This is a genomic window from Candidatus Thiosymbion oneisti, from assembly GCF_004359955.1.
Lineage (GTDB): Bacteria > Pseudomonadota > Gammaproteobacteria > Chromatiales > Chromatiaceae > Thiosymbion > Thiosymbion oneisti.
In genome coordinates this window covers 66,747-85,605 of record NZ_SMSC01000001.1, presented here as the reverse complement: position 1 = coordinate 85,605, position 18,859 = coordinate 66,747, and the positions used below count along the sequence as shown (strand labels likewise).

The window sequence follows — 18,859 nt, the reverse complement described above, 5'->3', positions numbered from 1 at the left end:
CCACCTAGCAAGCGGGTCCGCACGAGGCGGTTCACGAGAAGGAAGCACACAAGGATCTCAGGCATAACCATGCGCCTTTATCCAGAGATCGCGCACGGAGATCAAGCCCTGGCTTTGCAGCCAGTCGTTCGTCATTCCCGTCTGAGTGGCCAGCGTCTGCGACCGGTGCCAGTAGGCTTTGCTACAGAGCCCGGTCCTGATTGCCTGTTGTTTACTCGTCCCCAGCGCCAACAGCTTGCGTACCTTTGGTGCGCGGCTTGCGCCACTGTTTCCAGTAGCACACGCGCACCCGGCGACGAATCCACTGATCGCGCTCAGGGATCGGACGGTAGGAGTCGGAGATGCCGAAGTAACCCATCCATCCACGGACAGACTGGGCGAGCTTGTTCAGCCGGAAGTCCATCGCGGCGCCCCAACTGCTTCCGGTCAGCTGCCGGATGTTGTGACGGAAGTCCTCGAAGGCGCGGTTGGACCAACGCAACTTGGTTCCCCGAAACGTGAAGCCGAGGAATTCACCGTCGTTGGTCTTCACTACCCGGCTCTTGTGCGCGTTGACCACCAGCTTGAGCTTGCCGGTCAGGAAGCGCGTGATGCTTGCCATGACCCGCGCGCCCGCCCTGGGGCTCTTGACCAGGATCAGCAGATCGTCCGCATCGCGCACGAACCGGTGCCCCCGGCGTTCCAGCTCCTGGTCCAGATCGTCCAACAGGATGTTGGCGAGCAACAGCGACAGGGGACCACCTTGCGGCGTTCCCAACTCCGTTGCCTGCCGGGTCTCTCCGACCACAACACCCGCCCGCAGATACTTGCCGATCAGCGTCAGCAATCGCTTGTCGCGTACCTTCCGACCCACGCGGGCCATCAGGACATCGTGCTGGTCGCGGTCGAAAAATTTCGCCACATCCAGATCGACGGCGATGCGGTAGCCTTCACCGATGTCCTGCGGTACCCGTCGCAATGCTCCGTGGGCAGAACGTCCCGGTCGGAAGCCGAAGCTCGAATCCGAAAACCCCGGATCGAAGATCGGCCCCAGAACTTGCGCAATGGCCTGCTGGATTACCCGATCCACGACCGTGGGAATACCCAACAAACGCTCGCCATCTCCATTCGGTTTCGGGATCGAGACCCGTCTGACCGGTTGGGGTCGGTAGCCACCATCACACCGGGCTTGGCGGATCTGCGGCCAGCTCGAACGGGCAAACTCGGCGAAGTCCTCGATGCACATCCCGTCGATGCCGGGCGCACCCTGATTGGCCTTCACCCGCTTCCATACCCGTCGCATGTTCTCGCTGTCCAGGACCCGCTCCATCAGATTGTCATGCAAGGCTGGCTGCATGGCACCACGCCGCAACGCGTCTTCCCCGCTCGGGTTCACCAACGCCTGCAAGTGTTCCACCGCTCCGCCTTGGCTTCTCATGTTCGGCCCTTCACCGTCACACCCTTCCCGAGGGCTCCGGCTCGTATGGCCTCTGCTGACTCCTGTCCCATCACGTCGAACGTTACCGCACGACGCGCGGCCCGAGTCGCTGTCGGGTCCGGTGGCAATTCCAGCACTTTCGTGCTGGCCCTCAAGCCAGCTCCCATGGCAACCACAGCCCCCTTAGGGGTCGATGGGATTCCCAGCCTTTTCAGACTGGCCCTCAATTCGACTCCCATAGAAACACCAACCGCACGTGAGACAGCTCTCCCCGGATAAGCGCATGAACTTTCCGTACACAACCGCCGCATTTACCCTACCCCTTGCACCTGATAGGCTTCGTCATCTTGTGCTGACTCGCCCGGGGGCCAGGCCTTCTAGGCGATTTCTGTCCGTCGGCTCGCACGTTTGCGCTCGGGCTTCCTCCAGACATCCCCTCACGGGTTTGCCCTTGCCGTCGGCTCGTAGTTACAGTCGTCCCGAAGGACATTACAGGTACTCCTACAGGGGACTTTCACCCCATAAGCTCATGCCCATGCCGGGCGTACACAAAAGCCTGCAGCCGACCGCAAAAGCGCCGCTTCGCTTTGCTTTTGGCGGCAGCTTAGCCTTGCCGTTAGAAGGCGCACCTACCGCAGAAGGTGCGCCAGCTCATCAAGCAGCTTTCGTCAGCGCATCTAGCTCATTTGCAAGCTCTAAATCCTCGATCATGGGCTCGCCGTACTGGTACTGAAAACGCTAACCGTGAATGGATGTGATGCTGTTCATTGGGCCATTTCCTCCAGCCGATCGATCAGGACCACCAAAACACGCGAGGCAATGGCGAGCAAAGCGGTTGGATTTGCGTCGTAGTCGAAGTCCTTCAGGATGCAGCCGAGCACGAACTCCAGCACCATAGGAACAGTCGCTATCAGCTCGTCGCGGTCGGTTTCACGATTCGGCGCTGAGACAGACTGGATAAGGGCTTGGGCGCGCTCGGCATTGACCGGGCGCAGAGGAGTAACGGTAGACATAGCGGTCTCCAGTTCAGATACAGGAAACCGTCTCTTCTTGCTGCCAAACAAGAAGGAGACGGTGCACGTGGGGTTGGCAGACCGGGAACTGGCACCGGCGAGCCCGAAGGCTCCCCCACGCGCACCGCCATAGAGGAGACCTCCGGGCGCGAAAAAAGCGCCACGAAGGACGTTGGCGCTTGCGCGCCAGTTCACCGGAGCTGCCAAACCCCGGCACCGGATTTTGCCGGTGCCTTTTCAGGGTAGAACAGAGTTTCTGCGGATGTCAACGGTCTCCTCTAGGTCTCAAAAGCGCCTTCTAACAAAAGGCTCAAGCCGAGCGCATACTGCGCCGCTGAGTGTGGTATAATCTGCAAGGTACGGGCAAGGCGCAGTTTATGCGCCAGCTTAGCCTTAACGTTAGGCGGGCATCAATCCGTCATTCCCACGCAATCGGGAATGCCGGAGGTCGGCCCAGCCAATGGATTCCGGCCTCCGCCAGAATGACCGTGACGAATTCCTGCCGAAGACCACTAGGCGTTCATGCGCCCGGCATCTAAAGGTGTCATCGTAGAAACATTTAGGGGGATAGCATGAATACAGACATTATTGTTGTTTCAATTACAGAATCGCATAGGTTTCTCGGCCCAGGTATGAGTTTGTTTAGTTATTTTGACTTTAAATCAATGAAGTTTGATTGGGATTTTAAAAGATACGGCATGAGAGGAGGAGTCTTCGATCATATAATACACCATCAATACACGAGCCTTGATGATTATGAAAATGTCTTCGTGAAAGGAAATATCAAAGAAAACAAGTCAACACTTGACTCGAATATTGGAACCGCAAATGGTATACGTCTAAATGGCTTATTGCTTTCGCAGCATTTAAGGAAAGCCGGCTGGAATCCATTACTTATAATGAACGCCGCATCAGAATCCAATAAATTCCGAGCACTGTTAAAAAGAAAACCTTTTGCCGTCGTCATTTCTGCGACATTTATATTGGAAGCATCAATAGTCCGAAATCTAGCCAAGACGATAAAGAAATTTTCCCCCAAAACGTATATCCTGGTAGGTGGCCCAAAAATCACAAAAAACTATCTAGCATATTGCGAAACCAAAAAAAGCCCGATCAGCGAATACATTTCACTTTCAAATAGGTTTTTTCTACTTAAATCGCAGTTTTTTATGTTTACATTATTAGATCGCCATATCGACGTTTTTATACCTTCTTATCCTGGCTGGAAAACGCTTTTGTCGGTATTGGAAGCAATATCGAAAGGTCAGCAATGGCGCAATCATAATAATACGATATGCGTTGATCCCTTGAGAAATAGGTTCATAATAAACAAAATGGAAGCGGATTTAACGTCTATCAATGAAGACGAACTCGATTGGAAATTAGCTTACAGTACGAACAAGGAATACTTCACATTCAATTCTCAGTCGATAGAGTTTGGTCGCGGGTGCCCACTCCATTGTAGTTTCTGTGATTTTAGAACATCAAACATTACCAATAAAGAATACGATACATTTGTCCGAGAGTTGGAGTCAATATCGTCACTACCGTTTATTACTCATCTACGCTTTACAGATGAAAACTTGTTTTCAAGCAAGAGAAAATTGGAAGTGTTTACGAAAGCAATGCTAAATTTTGAAGGCCGATTTACTTGGGATAGTACGTCGACGTCGCTAATTCATCTTGATGACGAGGCCGCAGAAAAACTCGCAAAAACAGGGTGTATATACCTAGAAAGCTCCATGGAAAGCGGAGATAAGAATCTCTTAAAGAATCATATTAACAAACATATATACCCTGAACGCTTTTTGGAAAATGTTTCGATTCTAAACAAGCACAACATTGACACAAGGATATCTTTCATCGTATGTCATCCAGGGGAAACCTCCGACTCCATTAACAATACACTCAATGTCGTAAGAGAAATTCCACGAGACGGTCCTGGAATCAATTATGTTGAATTTCATAAGTTTTTTCTATCGTTAGATACTGCTTATCTAAATTCATCAGAAGGCCGAAGAAAATATGATTTGCATGGAGTGTCATTCAAGTGGAAGACAAAAACCTGGAACTACAAAAAAGCGGAAGAGGTATTTCAAGAAATTGTTGAGTCTATCGAGTATCCATCGACGGTGAATAATATTCTGATAAAGAAAGAGCTTGCAGAATTCAAAACTAGACACTACTACGATTTGTTAGAATTATTGAAGTACGCTCACAAACTTACAGTTGCACAATATAGAGATAAGCAAATACAGCAGGTGCATTATGCAGACAGAATAAGGGATGTGCTTGTAAACAAATTGCTTCCCGATTACAAAACAGCTTCCGAGCAATAAGGGGCCAGGCTCAATTGAATGCACGAAGCCGCCTAACGAGTGCCTGCAGCCGACCGCGCAAAGTGCCGAGAGCGAAGCGAGCGGCATGACAACCCTTGCTTACCCCATCCGCGATGCGGAGACCCTCTTCGATCCGCACACGGTCAAGGTGGTCACGGATGCGGATGGTTACGCGCTCTACTTCTCGCGCGCCCCCATCCCCTGGCATCGGGACGAGTCCCTCGGGGCGCACGAACCCTTGCCCCAGGGCGTTCGATTCCTGCGCCACATCGGGCTGTATGCCTACCGGCTCGCCTTTCTGATGCGCTTTGTCAGCTGGCAGCCCGCCCCCTTGGAGCTGGCCGAGTCCCTGGAACAGCTGCGGGTACTCTGGCACGGCGAAGCGATCCACGTGGCCCAGGCCCTCGAGGAGCCAGGCCCAGGCGTCGATACCCTGGAAGATGTGGAGCGGGTGATCCGATTTTTAGAAACAGCCCCTTCAATCCGCCCACAGCAGCGATAGATCGAATGCGATGGCGTCGAACGGTGAGAGCGAAACCCGATCTTGGCCGTTCAAGGTAGTGAGCAAGCGCCACCTTCCTGTATCATTCTCAAGGGCCTCCAAGGTGTGCAATTGGGGATCGATGAGCCAGACGTGGTTCACGCCGTATTCCGCATAGATCGGTAGTTTCTCGGTACGATCGCCTGCGGCCGTTCCGGGGGACAGAACTTCACAGACCCAATCCGGGACCAGCTCGAACCAGGCGGTTTCCGGTAAGGCCGGCAGGCGTGTCCGACGCCAGCCCGCTAGATCCGGGACCAGGATATGGGGCCCGAGATGCAGTTCGGGTTCGTCCAGGATCCACCACCCTCCCGGCCCACCATGGCCTTTGTCGAAAGGGCCATCGAGCGCTCCACCGAGCGACGAGCTCGCCCGCAAGTGCCTCGGGGCCGGTCGCGGATGGGTGACTAAACGGCCGTTGACGATCTCGGCAACCAAACGCACCGGAACCCGTAGCAGATCCTCATAGGTCGCTTGGTGTTCGGCGGGTTCGGCCATGGTTATATACTTCCACACGGAACAATCTGCGCATTTCACTCCCTCTGCCTCCGGGAGGGTGTCGCAAAAGTCTTTTCGAACCACAGAGGACACAGAGCGCACAGAGAAAGGCACCGGCCAATTCTCTGCGTTCTCTGTGCCCTCTGTGGTTTAAACTTCACAGGCTGGCAGCTGATGCCACCGCTTTTGCGACACCCTCTAAGAGGCTGTCTAAAAACTAACCTATTGATTTTATAATGGCATTGATTTTCGGCTGGCTCCCCACGCTCCAGCGTGGGAGCAGATCCCGACGCTCCAGCGTCGATTAAGCGCCTCGGTAGGCTAACAGCCAACGCCTAGAGGAGCTGAGTCCGCTGGAGCGGACAAGATGGCGTTCCCACGCTGGAGAGACTGTGAAAGTATTCCTGGATTTTCAGAGCGCCAGGGACAAGGCAACATAATTTCACTCATTTAGCCGGAAATATTTCTCCTCGGCACCACTTGATACGGAATTCAGCATGAAATATGACAGCTTCATTCCACCGATTCCAGGAAAATCGAATACTTTCACAGTCTCTGGAGCGTGGGAACGAGCGCGAAATTTCAGATTTTATGTCCTAAAATCAGTATCTTAATTTTTAGACAGCCTCTTAGCCCTTGGCGATGATGTGGACGGGAGAGTCTAACCCTGATCTACTGGAAATGGGTCCCCGCGCCGACTTCCCAATATCATCGACTGTAACTACAATTTTGTCATGCAGTTCAAATGGGACCTGCGGAAAAACAGGAAGAACCGAGCCAAACATGGGGTTAGTTGCGATCAGTATCCAAGATCGACACGAGGACGGCGAAGAACGTTGGCAAACCATCGGACGTATCGGACGGACGGTGGTTCTCTTGGTCGCCCACACCTACCGCGACGGAGAGCCAAACGAGGAGATCGTGCGGATCATCTCGGCCCGAAAAGCGACCCCGAAAGAGCGCAGGATCTATGAGCAAGACGACAGATAAGCAGCAACGGGAGCTACGGCAATTGGCTGAGCTACCCGATGAAGACATCGATACCAGCGACATCCCCGAGGTAAGCGACTTTTCCGGCGCCGTTCGAGGTCGCTTCTACCGACCGATCAAACAGCAGATAACGCTTCGCATCGACGTCGACTTACTGGAGTGGTTCGAAGCCCAAGGTGGCAAATACCAAACCCACATAAACGCCGCCTTGCGAGAGTACGTCCAAACGCATCGCGGTCTGTCCCGCAAGCAATCCTGAACGATTTGGCTCTGTTTGGGAGACCGGACAGGTTGCGTTGCGACGCATAAAGGCTCGGTGATCTCCTGTGATGCCGGTGCCGGCGTCTTAACGCAACCTACACCAATTTCTTGTGCGCACCATCGCACCTGGGCTTGTCCCCACTGCGCTTGCAGCCGCACAACCACACCTTCTGCGCCTCGGTAAGTTCCAGCTCCATGGGCTGGATGCCAGTTCCCCGGTGTGAGCCGTCGCAGAACGGCTGATGCTTGGAGCGACCGCAGGCACACCACCAGTAGGTGCCCGCGTCCAGCTCCAGGGTATAGGGGCCCACTTTCGGGCATTCGGGTTCTTGCATCGGTTTTCTCCGTTTGGGTTATGGTTCTCTTGTAGGATAACACCGTGTTAGCCTATCAACCTCTACCCGGACCGCGAGGACGTACAACTGTGGACCAGTATTCCCGCCCGACCCAGCACCGATTCTTTTCACTCGTTTCGGCTGCCCTTTTCGTTCCGGCGTTGCTCTCTGCCTGCACAGAGAACGAACCGACGGTTGCGCAAGCGGTCAGCCGCCCGGTCAAGACCGCCCTGGTGCAGGCGCCGGATGTGGGCGGCATCCGCCGCTTTCCGGCTCGCATCGACGCCCTGCACAAGGCGGAGCTGGCCTTCCGGGTAGCGGGAACCGTGCAGAAGCTGGCGGTTAAAGAGGGAGACCGGGTGAAGAAGGGGCAGATCCTGGCCACCCTGGATCCCACGGACTACAAGATCGCAGTCAAGGACGCCCAGGCCAGTTTCGACCGCGCCCAAAAGGATTTCAAGCGGGCCAAGGAACTGGTAAAGAAGGGCTTTATCTCCCGGTCCGATTACGATGCCAAAGAGGCCGCGTGGAAGAATACCCGGGCGGCCCTGGAGCGAGCCAATCAGGATCTTGCCTACACCAGGCTGAAGGCGTCCTTTGCCGGCACGATCGCCAAGCGTTACGTAGAGCCCTTCGAGGAGGTCCAGGCCAAACAGGCGATATTCGCGATTCATGACCGCTCCCGGTTGGAGGTCAAGATCAATGTTCCCGAGACCGTTATCCTCGGCATCCGTGCCTCCGGCGGCGAAGGCCCCGAGCCTGGCGCGATCCCGGTTACTGCTTCCTTCGATAGCCGGCCCGGTGAGGAATTCGACCTGACCCTGCGCGAGATCGCCACCCGCGCCGATCCCGCTACCCAGACCTTCGCGGTCACCTTCACCATGCCCGCTCCAAAGGATTTTCTGGTGCTCCCCGGCATGACTGCCACCGTTACGGCCGACTTCAGCGGCGTCACCGACGGAGCACCGTTGCTGTTCGTGCCCGCCGCCGCCGTCACCGCGGACTCGGATTTGGAACCCTTCGTGTGGGTAGTGGATGAGGCGAACATGCAGGTGATGAAAAACCCGGTGGAAGTAGGGCGCATGCACGGGAGCTCTATCGAGATCAAAGCCGGCCTGGAGGTCGGCAAGCGGGTCGTCGTCGCCGGTGTCGGTTATCTCGCTGCGGGCATGCAGGTACGGCTACTCTCGGAACACGAGGAGGCGGAACCCAGATCCGACGAGGGGCCGGGCTCGTGAAGACCGGGCCCTGAGAGCGACGGGCAAACCTTCGCCACCTGCCGCGCCAGTACCCTGTTTCTGCATATTTTACATGTAACCCGTAGGGTGAGTTGGCATTCAGGAGGTCCGCGCAGCGGACCCTACGCTAACCACCTGATCAGCCGTAGGGTCCGCTGTGCGGACCGCGGGAATGTTGCGGCCATCTGGCATGTGAAAACAGTTGGTTAGCGGTGCGGATAACAACCGGAAAAAGAACCACGGATGAACACGGATCGACACGGATGGAGACAAATCCGTGTTTATCCGTGTCTATCCGTGGTTCGATATAGCGATATAGACCATAGGGTCCGCTGTGCGGACCCTGGGTAACGGCAGCGGGATGCCGACCTGGGTCGCAATGCGATCAATTCGTTCCGTGTGAAGCACCAGCACATTAGGCTTACGCTATGAACATCGGTGAATACTCGGTCAAGACGCCGGTCATCTCCTGGCTGTTGGTGGTCATCCTGTTGGGGGGAGGCATCTGGGGCTTTCAGGGCATGGGCAGGCTTGAAGATCCCGCCTTTACCGTCAAGCTGGCCAAGGTCATCACCCTGTATCCGGGGGCATCGGCCCGGCAGGTGCAGGACGAGGTGACCTATCACGTGGAAGAGGCCATTCAGCTCATGGAGCAGGTGAAATGGATCAAGAAATCCATTTCCCGTCCCGGCCTGTCCGACGTCACCATCGAGTTCAAAGACAAGTATCGGGGCAAGGATTTTCCCGGCATCTACGACGAGCTGCGGCGCAAGATCGCCGATATGCTGCACCAGCTGCCGCCGGGTGCCCAACCCCCCATAGTGGTGGACAGCTTCGCCGACGTGTACGGTGTCTATCTCGCCCTGAGCGGCGAGGGCTACAGTTGGCGCGACCTGTGGGACACCGCCGACTACCTGAAGAAGGCGTTGGTGCTGGTGCCCGGTGTGCGCAAGATCGTCATCGACGGCAAGCAGCAGGAGGTCGCCTATCTGGAACTCTCCCGCGCCCGGCTCGGCGAGTTGGGGATTTCGTTGGCGGGCATCCGCAACGTGCTCCAGTCCCAAAACATCGCCGCCGATGCCGGCAATGTAGACGTCGGGGACGAATACCTGCGCATCTGGCCCACCGGGGAATCGGTCTCGGTACAGTCCATCGGCGACGTGCTCGTGAGCTCGGCGGACAAGCGGCTGGTGCGGTTGGGCGACATCGCCGAAATTCACCGCGCTTACGTCGACGTCCCTACCAAGTATTACTACAACAACGGCAAGCCGGCGCTCACCATCGGTATCTCCATGCAGGCGGGCAAAAACGTGGTGGAGGTGGGCGAGGCCATTGGCCGCAGGCTCGCGGGGCTCGAGGCAAACATCCCGGTCGGCATGCAGCTCGAAGCCATCTACGACCAGCCCCAGGAGGTGGATAAATCGGTCAACGGCTTTGTGGTCAGTGTGGCCCAGGCGGTGCTTATCGTACTCGTGGTGCTGCTGCTGTTCATGGGCCTGCGGGTAGGGATGATCATCGGCGCCGTGCTCCTGATTACCGTCGCCGGCACCCTGTTCATCATGGCTATCTACGGCATCGAGCTGCAACGCATCTCCCTGGGCGCCCTGATCATTGCCCTGGGGATGCTGGTGGACAACGCCATTGTGGTCGCCGAGGGCATGCTGATCCGCATCAATGCCGGCATGGACCCGGTGCGGGCGGCCAGCGAGACCGTCAGCAAGACCATCTGGGCCCTCTTGGGGGGCACCGTCATCGGGATCCTGGCCTTTGCCGGTATCGGCTTCTCCCAGGATGCCACCGGGGAGTTCGCCAACTCCCTCTTCTATGTCATCTTGATCTCTCTGACCCTGTCCTGGATTACGGGCATCAGCACCACACCCCTGTTGTGCGCCCTGCTGCTCAAGCCCGGCAAGGCCGCCGGTCAGGAGACGGATGCCTATGCCGCCGCCCCTTTCCGCATCTATCGTGGCTTGGCGAGTACGGCCCTGCGCTTCCGCTGGGTGACGGTGGTGACGGTCGGGGGACTGTTCGTACTCTCCCTGTGGGGCTTCGGTTTCGTCAAACAGGCCTTCTTCCCCAACTCGAACACCCCCCTGTTTTTCGTCGACGTCTGGGAGCCGGAGGGCACGGATATCCGCAAGACGCGTGAGGATACCCTGCGGGTGTCCGAGTATCTGCGCGGGCTTGAGGGCGTGACCCAGACCAGCTCGGCCATCGGCGGACCCCATCAGCGCTTTACCCTGGTCTACGATACCAAGGATACCACCTCGGCCTACGCCCAGATCATCGTCCAGACCGAGACTCGGGAGCAAATCGACCAGGTATGGGAACAGGTCGAAGCATTCCTGCGCGAGGAGCTCTACTGGACCGACCCCATTCTCAAGCGCATGTTGATCGGCCCCGGTCGCGACAGCAAGATCGAGGCCCGCTTCCACGGCCCTGATCCGGAGGTGTTACGCACGCTCTCGGAACAGGCCAAGGCCCTGATGCGCGCCGACCCCGGCTCCAAGGAGGTCCGCGACGACTGGCGCGAACCGGTCAAGGTGCTACGTCCCCTGTTCAACGAGCAGGTGGGGCGTCAGCTCGGTATCACTCGCGTGGATCTGGCCAACGCCCTCCAGTACGCCTTTGACGGTACCCGGGTTGGTCTGTACCGCGACGGCGAGCGCATGTTGCCCATCCTGGCCCGGGCCATGGCCGAGGAGCGGGCCGATGTCACCAACATCCAGGACATTCAGGTCTGGAGTCCGGTGCTGGAGCGCGCCATCCCGGTCGCCCAGGTGGTGAGCGGTTTCGAGATCCAGTGGGAGAACCAGGTCATCGGTGGACGGGACCGGATGCAGACCATCATCGCCTCCGCCAATCCCAGGGGTCCCCTGGCCGCCCCCCTGTTCGCGCGCCTGCGCCCGCAGATCGAGGCCATCGAGCTGCCCCCCGGCTACAGCCTGACCTGGGGCGGCGAATACGAGGATCAGACCAACGCCCAGGGCTCCCTGTTCGGCGTCCTGCCCCCCTCCTTCATAGCCATGATCCTGGTCAGTATCCTGCTGTTCGGCAAGCTGCGCCAACCCCTGATCATCTGGCTCACCGTACCCCTGGCGGTCATCGGCATCACCGCCGGCCTCCTCGGCCTCGACGCCTCCTTCGACTTCATGTCCCTGCTTGGCGCTTTATCCCTGATCGGTCTGCTGATCAAGAACGCCATCGTACTCATCGAGGAGATCGACCAGCAAATCGCTGCCGGCAAGGCCCCCCACGCGGCCATTCTGGACTCGGGCGTAAGCCGCATGCGCCCCGTGATCCTGGCCGCCGGCACCACCATCCTGGGCCTGATCCCCCTCCTGCCCGATGTCTTCTTTGTCAACATGGCGATCACCATGATGGTCGGCCTGGGCTTCGCGACCCTACTCATCCTGATCGTGGTCCCTACCCTGTACGCCATTTTGTTCAAAGCGAATAACGAGCCACAGCCTGGGTTGAGTAGTCCTGAATGATAAAGATCCCTCCTACGTCGGGACAGGGTTTGACGGGTTGCGTTCGACGCCCAAAGGCGCGCTGATTGTCCGCTCAAGTCAGTGCCGGCGTCTTAACGCAACCTTGTTATGGCTGTATTCTTATAGTGTAATTATACAATTTGTTGCGATTTTTCGTCAGACAAGTCGTTGATAAGCCTAGAAAATCGTGGCCCTTTCCCACCTAACCCAAATTGCAGCACGTCGAGCAGGACCCGTAGTGGGCTACGCCCACCAACTTGGGCTGTGCCCACCACTACCGCACCCTCCCGGTGGGCACAGCCCACTACGGTTATGCGGGGATCTGCGCACATCTCTCGTCCGCTGTTGCTCTCCCGTATCCTAATGCTCACCCAGCGTGCTTGTGCTTCACCCGCTGAAGGAAGCCGCTATCTATGTTTTCTGAATGAGGAGGATTGAAACAATGCATCTTGACAAAATCGATCAGTTGGTAGACGCGGTAGACCGTATCGAATCCAACATTGAAAGTTTGCAAAAGGATGTCAGGGAGATTCGCGAGCAGCGTTCCCGTGACCGGGACCAGATGGAAATGCTGAAGAATCAGATGCAGGGGTTCATGGTATTGGGTGGGGGCCGGGGACCGGAACCGGTGCAGAATGTCCCCACCGGCAGCGGGCTGATCGATCCGGAGTGGCGCTGGGAGCGGGAACACCCCTTCCGCCGATAGGCCTTACCACTCTTGAACCTGCCCCGAATGAAAGGAATGTCGCGCACGTTGCGCCGGTGGTGGGTGGTGTTTGTTCGGCGCTGGCTGCTGCGGTTGCGCCATCCCGGTTGGTACTACTCCTGGCCTACACCCTTTGTGTTGTGGCGGGATGCGCGCGGGGGCGGAGCGGACGCAGGGAGATCGGATGCCATCTATCTGTGGCCGAACGGGCTGCGCTGGTGGTTTCTCGGATTCGCCCTGTTTTTCGTGTTCTCTGTGATTTTTTTCTTGGGCCCCAGCTTGCCTAACTCGTGGTATCTCTTCGGGATCTCCCTCGCGGTCTTTGTCTGGATGGTCTGGTTCTATCCCTTCCTTGTTTTCTATGTGTGGCGCCGCGAGGTGCTTGCCGATCTGTGGGGTACTTGGCCACCGCAGTTGGATAGGTTCTACAGCCAACAAGCGTCCGAACTGGTCACAAGGCTTGATAAGCGGTATCTACGTGGCATCTTGCTACTCACCTTACTACCCGTTAAGAAATACCGGTCCGCAGCGAACGACGGGAGCATCCAGGCGACGTTGGAACGCGTAGCCCTTGTGGACTATCTTGCCTCCAAGCCATCCCCGGCCGGCATCTGGTACGACCGCAGCTTCCTGCGCTGGCTCATCACCCGTTGTGGCCCTGTGATTGCGGGCCAACTTGTCGCTCTCGGTCTGCTTGTGCTGGCCTTTTTGTGTCAAGCGAAAGGAGCGATTCTCCCAATTCTGGTGTGGACTGGGCTTGCCGCGGGCTTTCTTTGGCACGCCGCCTATGTCTTCGGGCGGGAGTGCCGTGTGTCCCTGCCCCTGGAAGATCTGTCGCGCCTGCCTTATCTCGGTCATACTTTTGAGAATACCTATCTCCTGCAAACCCTACCTCCAATGATGGTGCGTCTAGCGGTTGTCACCGCTAGCGTGAACTTTACTGTTGCTATTTCCTTATTTGAGTTGATTGGCTGAAGCTATAGGTTAGGCGCGCCTGCTATCGCCTGGAGTTTTGTCGGGTATAAAATCCACGTCTACCTTGGTCCGACGCTGAACCACGGAAGTCGATTTATGCTCTGCTATCCGGTCTATCCGCGAGCCGAGTTTCGAAGTCAATCGCCTGGGAGCAAATACGCATGACGGAAAACAAGGCCGATCCGCGCCAGGTGTTGGGTTTTGTGGCCTGGGTCGATACCTTTGAACGTATCGATACCCTGTTGGTCGAGTACCGTCACGCCCAGGTCAATTTGATCCATAACCTGCGTGCACCCGTTCTGTATCGTTTCCTGCGCCGGGAGGAGCCGTACATCTGGGGCCAGCCGAGAGGGGGCAAGGGTGATGATTGGTATCGCCTCCTGTGCCGACCGGGGTTCTCCGCCAAGGAACTCGCCTCGAAATGGGTCGTGCCTTATCCCATGCCGGGCCTTGTCGCCGACGATGAAGCATCAGAGGATAAGCACGAGCCAACGCAAAGACCCCGAAACGAGAAGGCATTGCGAAAGCTCCAGGCCGAGATCCAGGCATTTTGGAACCAGGGCCATTGGAGTCTGGATCAAAAGCGTCATTACCGGATTCTGAAAACCCTGCAGGATATCAAGGCCGATCTGGTGGCGGATCGTCTGACCCTCTGCTGGTGGGCTTTGTGGGCCTTCCGTGTCATCGAGCCCGATCCTTATCCGAAAGAGCAAGACGGGGCCCAACGTCTGGCCCGCTTCATGGTCGTGCGCGCCGGGGTGATGCGCAAAGTCTACGATTATGTCGAGCGTCTGCGGGACTTGCAGGCCCAATTCAAGCGCGATCTGGATATGGGGTTTCAGGACCACCCTAGGCCCAGCCTGACCAGACGCCGGGAGCAAGGGATCTACACCGGCTTCCTGACGGAGCGGTGCCGCGACATGGGACGGTCGATTGCCATGCTGCTGGACTCCCAGAGCCCACCCGCTCCTCCCCCCGCCAGCTGGGGATCGGTGTTGCATCGCTGGAATCACGACTTTACTTCCCGGTCCTTTACCCAGCTCCACCAGGTCTCGGCCGAGGGCGAAGAAAAACGAGAACGGCACGCCTCCTTCATCAATTCCTCCTTCTGGATGCCGGAGCGGCCGGATTTGCAGAGCGTGCTCGCCCATGAAGTGGCCCATGAGGCCGTGGATCGCCGCTACTACAGCAATGATGCGCTGACCAGCTGCCGAGATCCCTTCGGGCGCCTGTTACGGCTGTTCGATGATTGCCTGCGCAGCTTCGACAAGCGCCAAGGTAATGAGCACGTGTCCTCGCGTTTTCGCCGCTCTCTGATCCGAGAGCTCGCCTGTGATCTGCTGGCCGCCACCGTAGAGGGCCACGGCTATCTGCTGGCGTTGTTCGAGGAGATCGCCGGTTCCGGTCTGGAGATCTTCTTCGACCACCCGGACGGGCGCTATGATCTGGAGCTCGCCCATCATCTGGAGCACCACGGAGGTCTCCTGGATCGAGGACGTAGTTGGTATCTGCGACTACGGGTCACCGCAACTTGGCTGCAGACGATCCAGCACCTGGAGCCGTCTCCTCCCCTGGATACCCGGTTGGAGGAAGGGGTGCTCGGCTTGACGGAGGCCATGCTCGACTTCCTGGATCGCCTGCATGGATCCAAACGTTCCCAACTGCACTACTGGCGTTCCCTGGGCCGACGCTTGTGTGAGTTAGCCCGGCATTCCGACGCGGCCGCGGATTTCCGCCGCTGGCGCAAAGAGCGTTCCGATGACGACCTGAGTGACGAGGCGTCCGACAAGAAATCCAACGGCCAGGATCAAGGGGGGAGCCGGGCGCCCTGGTGTTTTCCCCGCTTCTCGCGGCGCCTGCCCCTGCCCGTGCGAACCCATCTCTACCAACGCTTGGTCGAGCAAAAGTGTCAGCCGGGATACCCCTGCGAACCTATGAGGGAGAAAGACGATGCAGGAAAGAAAAGGTGCAAACAAAAGTGCAAAAAGTGGATGTCTGAACATTACTTCGATGGCAACGAAATCGATGAGAAGAATCCACTTATCTTCCGGCATATTTATGATGTCGCTTGGCAGTGTATGCTGACCCGATCAATCGATTTTCTCTCCGGTGGAGGTGGAGCACGCAAACGGGGCCGCAACTGGATCACAAGTCTGCAGTGCCATGTCGCCCTGGGTCGGGAGTTTTACCAGCTCGCCCTCGAGGTCCATTACGATCAGAGCCAGTCCGCCTACCATTACTTGCTCATTGTCGTACACCAGCTGGAGCGTCTATTCGAGGATGAGGACAAGCAGCACCGGCCAAAATTGGATCCCGAGCTACGAAACAAGCTGCAAGAATGGCTTGACCGCGAGCAGGATAAGGAATCGCACGACCAGGACTGGTTGAACGAGCGCATCAAAGAACTTGATAACGTATTCCGTGAATTTCCTCCCAGCGCCATGCGCAAAAAAGACAAGCGCGACGAGTTCGAGGTAAAGGCGCCGGACATCGCTAAACACTTCACGGCACTTGCCTGGCGGGATTTCTATGGTTGGTTCAGACACTGGGGGCTGGAATTCTATTCCGAGCGTGAAAGCGATCCCGACTCCAGCTCTCAACGATATGAAGAACGTCTGCGCACCCTGGACAAATTGCTCCGCAGAAAGCTGGACCAGCTGATCGATACCCTCGGGAAACAGTGCGGGCTAAAACCCGGCGATCCCATCTACCCCCTTTTCAGTTGCCTGGAAAGTACCCGCTTGGCAGATGAAAAGGGCAAGGACGAGCGGATGGAGCAACTGATCAAAGCACTGCGGCCCAACGGGAAATTCCATGTCCCCGATTATTATCTCATCGGCCGCATTGCAATTGCCGGCAGCTATCCCACCCAGCAGGAAAAGTCCGGTCGAGGAAGCAAGCCGGATACGGAAGATCCGGATCGTCTGACCTGCTGGCTGGACCGCTTCAAGGACCGAGATTACCACTGGGCTGGGGAGCGTACTGTCTGCCAACCGTCGCAGGAGGCAGGGAAATCCGGGCAACACGGAAGGCGCTATTACCAAGGGGTCTTAGGACGTTACGATCTGGTAAGCTGGATCAAGACCCGACCCATGTGCCGCTGTACCCTTCCCCAATTCCCCCAGCCCAACGGTGCTTCGCTGGAACCGGCCTGGGAAATCGAGGAATTTCCCGCCTTCTTCGTGCGCCGCGAGCAGGCGGTCCCGGTGCGGCTGGATCCCAAACGTCCCTTTCCGGACGATGGGACGCCCGTGCTGGCGATTCTCTCGGTTACCCTGACCCAACGTTACGCTCGCATCGATGCTCTTCGCCGTCTGCTACGTGCGCGGGACAAGAGGTATGTCCCCTACGATAAGCACGGAGAGCTGCAGGACGGACAGTTGCAGATCGAGCAGATCGGGGGGCTATTGCAGACCAACGATCGTCTCTTCCTGACCGATGGCTGGGACGACCTGCTCCTCTTCCTTTCGGGTAAGCCGAGCGAAGAACGTCTACAAGAGATTTTCGCAATCCAGGGCGCCTTCTTCGAAGATTTCATAGTCGACCGCACCGAGCTGATGTTGGCCGCCGACTGTATCCCCGTCGCCGCCGCCTCGCCGAAATTCCAGCTATCGGTACAATTGCGGCTGATGGAAGACCGTACCCTGGAATACGGGAATTCGGCATTCCGTGAGCAGGTGGAAAAAAACCTCGACGGCTCCAAGTTCTGGCGCGACTTCAAGCTACACATCACCCTGTGCCGTACCCCCGGACGGACCGATTACACTATGACCTTCCCTGGTCTTGATGGACACCTTAGAAAACTGAGTTCTGATCCGAAATTCCGGGGCTTCGATGCAGGGCGCTTGTTCGAGCTCTTCAAAGGCACCCGGATCGACGCCATCCAGACCACTGTTGGGCGAGAAACCGAATGGGGAGACACCGTCAAGGAGTGATTCCGGAATTCCCCCGGTTCCCGCAATTCCGTGGGGATGATCCGTAGCCGGTCGCCGTAGGGTGGGCTGTGCCCAGCAACTTGGGCTGTGCCCACCAGCCAGGCAGGGTGTTGGTGGGCACAGCCCACTCTACGGATCCGTTGACATTCAACGAACCGCATCAGCCGGGTAGCCAGGTCGATTGGGATGCAGCATGCCCGGGATCGGGATCGGGATCGGGATCGAAGTCGAGATTCCGATTGCGATCCCGATTTCGATCCGGTGCATCGGATAGATCCTGCCCAGAGCATGATCCGCCACCTCCGCGTCGGACTAGGCCGCGTCCCTGCGGCTAACCCGACCTACCCGGCCCGCCCTAGATCAACGGGCTCGAAAGGAAAGCGATCCGGGGGCCCCTCGGCGTGAAGCCAGCGTGGTGGCGATGCGAATCTCGGATAGGCCAGCACGGCGATGAGGGCGCTGGAGAGGGTGCCGAAACCGTTGGGACGTTCTTCCAGATTCATGGCGGCGGTGGGGCCTGCCTCCGCCGGGTAGGTCCGATTCGCCAGCAGGTCCTTCCAGGCCTGCCAGCGGCCGTGCCGGGGGTCAGGTATCTCGGCGCTCCGAAAACGCTGCAAATAGCTGCGGATGCGCGGGTGGCCGATATCGTCCAGCTCGGTATCGCTGAGCATGTGCAGTCCAGGGGGGATCGGATGGACCCGGATCTCTCCATCGCCCCCATGGCGCAGCCAATAGGCGTCTTGGGTGTCGGCTACCAGGAGGTTGAAGGGCCGGTAGGCGGCCGGGTCGAGATCGGCCAGGGCGCCGGCTGCCGATTTGGCCTCGGCGTGGTCCAGGGCCTCTAGGACCAGCTCACCGCGGCTGCGTTTTCCGGGGGCCGGACCCAGGGAACCGGTCCGGTCCATGACCGCCGCTATCACTGCCTGGTCATTCATGCCCAACCAGCTCCCGCCTCCCGTGTGGTCGAGACCGGCCACGACCGCGGGTCGGTCCGGCCAATGGCGCGCCGGGGGCTCCGCGGGGCGATGGCGTACTTCGTCGCGGTTCGCGGCCAGCAGCAGGGGCCAGTGGTGGCCGGGTCGCCGCAGGATCACCAGGGTGCACATGTGAGATCGTG

At 57.8% G+C, this 18,859-nt stretch carries 13 protein-coding genes and 1 pseudogene; 9 read left to right on the top strand and 5 right to left on the bottom strand.

Annotated elements, in window-relative coordinates; translation table 11 throughout:
- Nucleotides 1-211 precede the first annotated feature (211 nt).
- Both ltrA and E1958_RS00380 read right to left on the bottom strand, forming a co-directional pair.
- Nucleotides 212-1,417 carry a group II intron reverse transcriptase/maturase gene (ltrA, locus tag E1958_RS00385; RefSeq protein WP_243448491.1) on the bottom strand — a complete coding sequence of 402 codons (1,206 nt, stop codon included), beginning with the start codon at nucleotides 1,415-1,417 and terminating at the stop codon, nucleotides 212-214.
- Between the two features lie 764 nt (nucleotides 1,418-2,181).
- The gene (locus tag E1958_RS00380) at nucleotides 2,182-2,430 is read right to left on the bottom strand and encodes a hypothetical protein (protein WP_133510109.1); all 249 of its coding nucleotides are present in this window, start codon (nucleotides 2,428-2,430) and stop codon (nucleotides 2,182-2,184) included.
- A 572-nt stretch (nucleotides 2,431-3,002) separates the two neighbouring features.
- Here E1958_RS00380 and E1958_RS00375 point away from each other — a divergent pair.
- Together E1958_RS00375 and E1958_RS00370 are read left to right on the top strand one after the other, a co-directional pair.
- Nucleotides 3,003-4,769, top strand: a complete 1,767-nt coding sequence (locus E1958_RS00375) for a B12-binding domain-containing radical SAM protein (RefSeq protein WP_133510108.1) — start codon at nucleotides 3,003-3,005, stop codon at nucleotides 4,767-4,769.
- A 64-nt stretch (nucleotides 4,770-4,833) separates the two neighbouring features.
- A pseudogene (locus E1958_RS00370) lies at nucleotides 4,834-5,271 on the top strand (cytidylyltransferase domain-containing protein); the annotation flags it as partial.
- On the opposite strand, the gene E1958_RS00365 reads toward E1958_RS00370, so the two are convergent.
- Nucleotides 5,248-5,808: a Uma2 family endonuclease gene (locus E1958_RS00365; RefSeq protein ID WP_133510106.1), complete on the bottom strand. Its 561-nt coding sequence runs from the start codon at nucleotides 5,806-5,808 to the stop codon at nucleotides 5,248-5,250. The pseudogene E1958_RS00370 and the gene E1958_RS00365 sit on opposite strands and share 24 nt — an antisense overlap.
- Before the next feature lie 783 nt (nucleotides 5,809-6,591).
- Between E1958_RS00365 and E1958_RS00360 the strand changes: the two genes are divergently transcribed.
- Together E1958_RS00360 and E1958_RS00355 are read left to right on the top strand one after the other, a co-directional pair.
- Nucleotides 6,592-6,798 (top strand): BrnT family toxin, encoded by a 207-nt coding sequence (locus E1958_RS00360; RefSeq protein WP_369334484.1) that lies wholly within the window; start codon nucleotides 6,592-6,594, stop codon nucleotides 6,796-6,798.
- Nucleotides 6,779-7,057: a BrnA antitoxin family protein gene (locus E1958_RS00355; protein ID WP_133510105.1), complete on the top strand. Its 279-nt coding sequence runs from the start codon at nucleotides 6,779-6,781 to the stop codon at nucleotides 7,055-7,057. Before E1958_RS00360 ends, E1958_RS00355 begins: the two co-directional genes overlap by 20 nt.
- A 97-nt stretch (nucleotides 7,058-7,154) precedes the next feature.
- Here E1958_RS00355 and E1958_RS00350 read toward each other — a convergent pair whose 3' ends face one another.
- Complete coding sequence (locus tag E1958_RS00350; protein WP_133510104.1) at nucleotides 7,155-7,394, bottom strand: CDGSH iron-sulfur domain-containing protein; 240 nt, start codon at nucleotides 7,392-7,394, stop codon at nucleotides 7,155-7,157.
- 89 nt (nucleotides 7,395-7,483) lie between these two features.
- Here E1958_RS00350 and E1958_RS00345 point away from each other — a divergent pair, with 89 nt between their 5' ends.
- From E1958_RS00345 to E1958_RS00325, 5 genes are all read left to right on the top strand, one after another.
- Nucleotides 7,484-8,632: an efflux RND transporter periplasmic adaptor subunit gene (locus E1958_RS00345; RefSeq protein WP_243725209.1), complete on the top strand. Its 1,149-nt coding sequence runs from the start codon at nucleotides 7,484-7,486 to the stop codon at nucleotides 8,630-8,632.
- Between the two features lie 428 nt (nucleotides 8,633-9,060).
- On the top strand, nucleotides 9,061-12,126 hold the full coding sequence (locus E1958_RS00340) for an efflux RND transporter permease subunit (protein WP_133510102.1): 3,066 nt from the start codon (nucleotides 9,061-9,063) through the stop codon (nucleotides 12,124-12,126).
- Between the two features lie 442 nt (nucleotides 12,127-12,568).
- Complete coding sequence (locus tag E1958_RS00335) at nucleotides 12,569-12,832, top strand: p24 family protein (RefSeq protein WP_133510101.1); 264 nt, start codon at nucleotides 12,569-12,571, stop codon at nucleotides 12,830-12,832.
- Between the two features lie 12 nt (nucleotides 12,833-12,844).
- On the top strand, nucleotides 12,845-13,807 hold the full coding sequence (locus tag E1958_RS00330) for a hypothetical protein (RefSeq protein ID WP_133510100.1): 963 nt from the start codon (nucleotides 12,845-12,847) through the stop codon (nucleotides 13,805-13,807).
- Nucleotides 13,808-13,968: 161 nt separating this feature from the next.
- Entirely contained in the window at nucleotides 13,969-17,742 is a 3,774-nt protein-coding gene (locus E1958_RS00325) for a hypothetical protein (RefSeq protein ID WP_133510099.1), read from the top strand.
- Between the two features lie 341 nt (nucleotides 17,743-18,083).
- Here E1958_RS00325 and E1958_RS00320 read toward each other — a convergent pair whose 3' ends face one another.
- Nucleotides 18,084-18,848, bottom strand: coding sequence for an NRDE family protein (locus E1958_RS00320; protein WP_133510098.1), 765 nt, complete (start codon nucleotides 18,846-18,848; stop codon nucleotides 18,084-18,086).
- Between the last annotated feature and the right edge of the window lie 11 nt (nucleotides 18,849-18,859).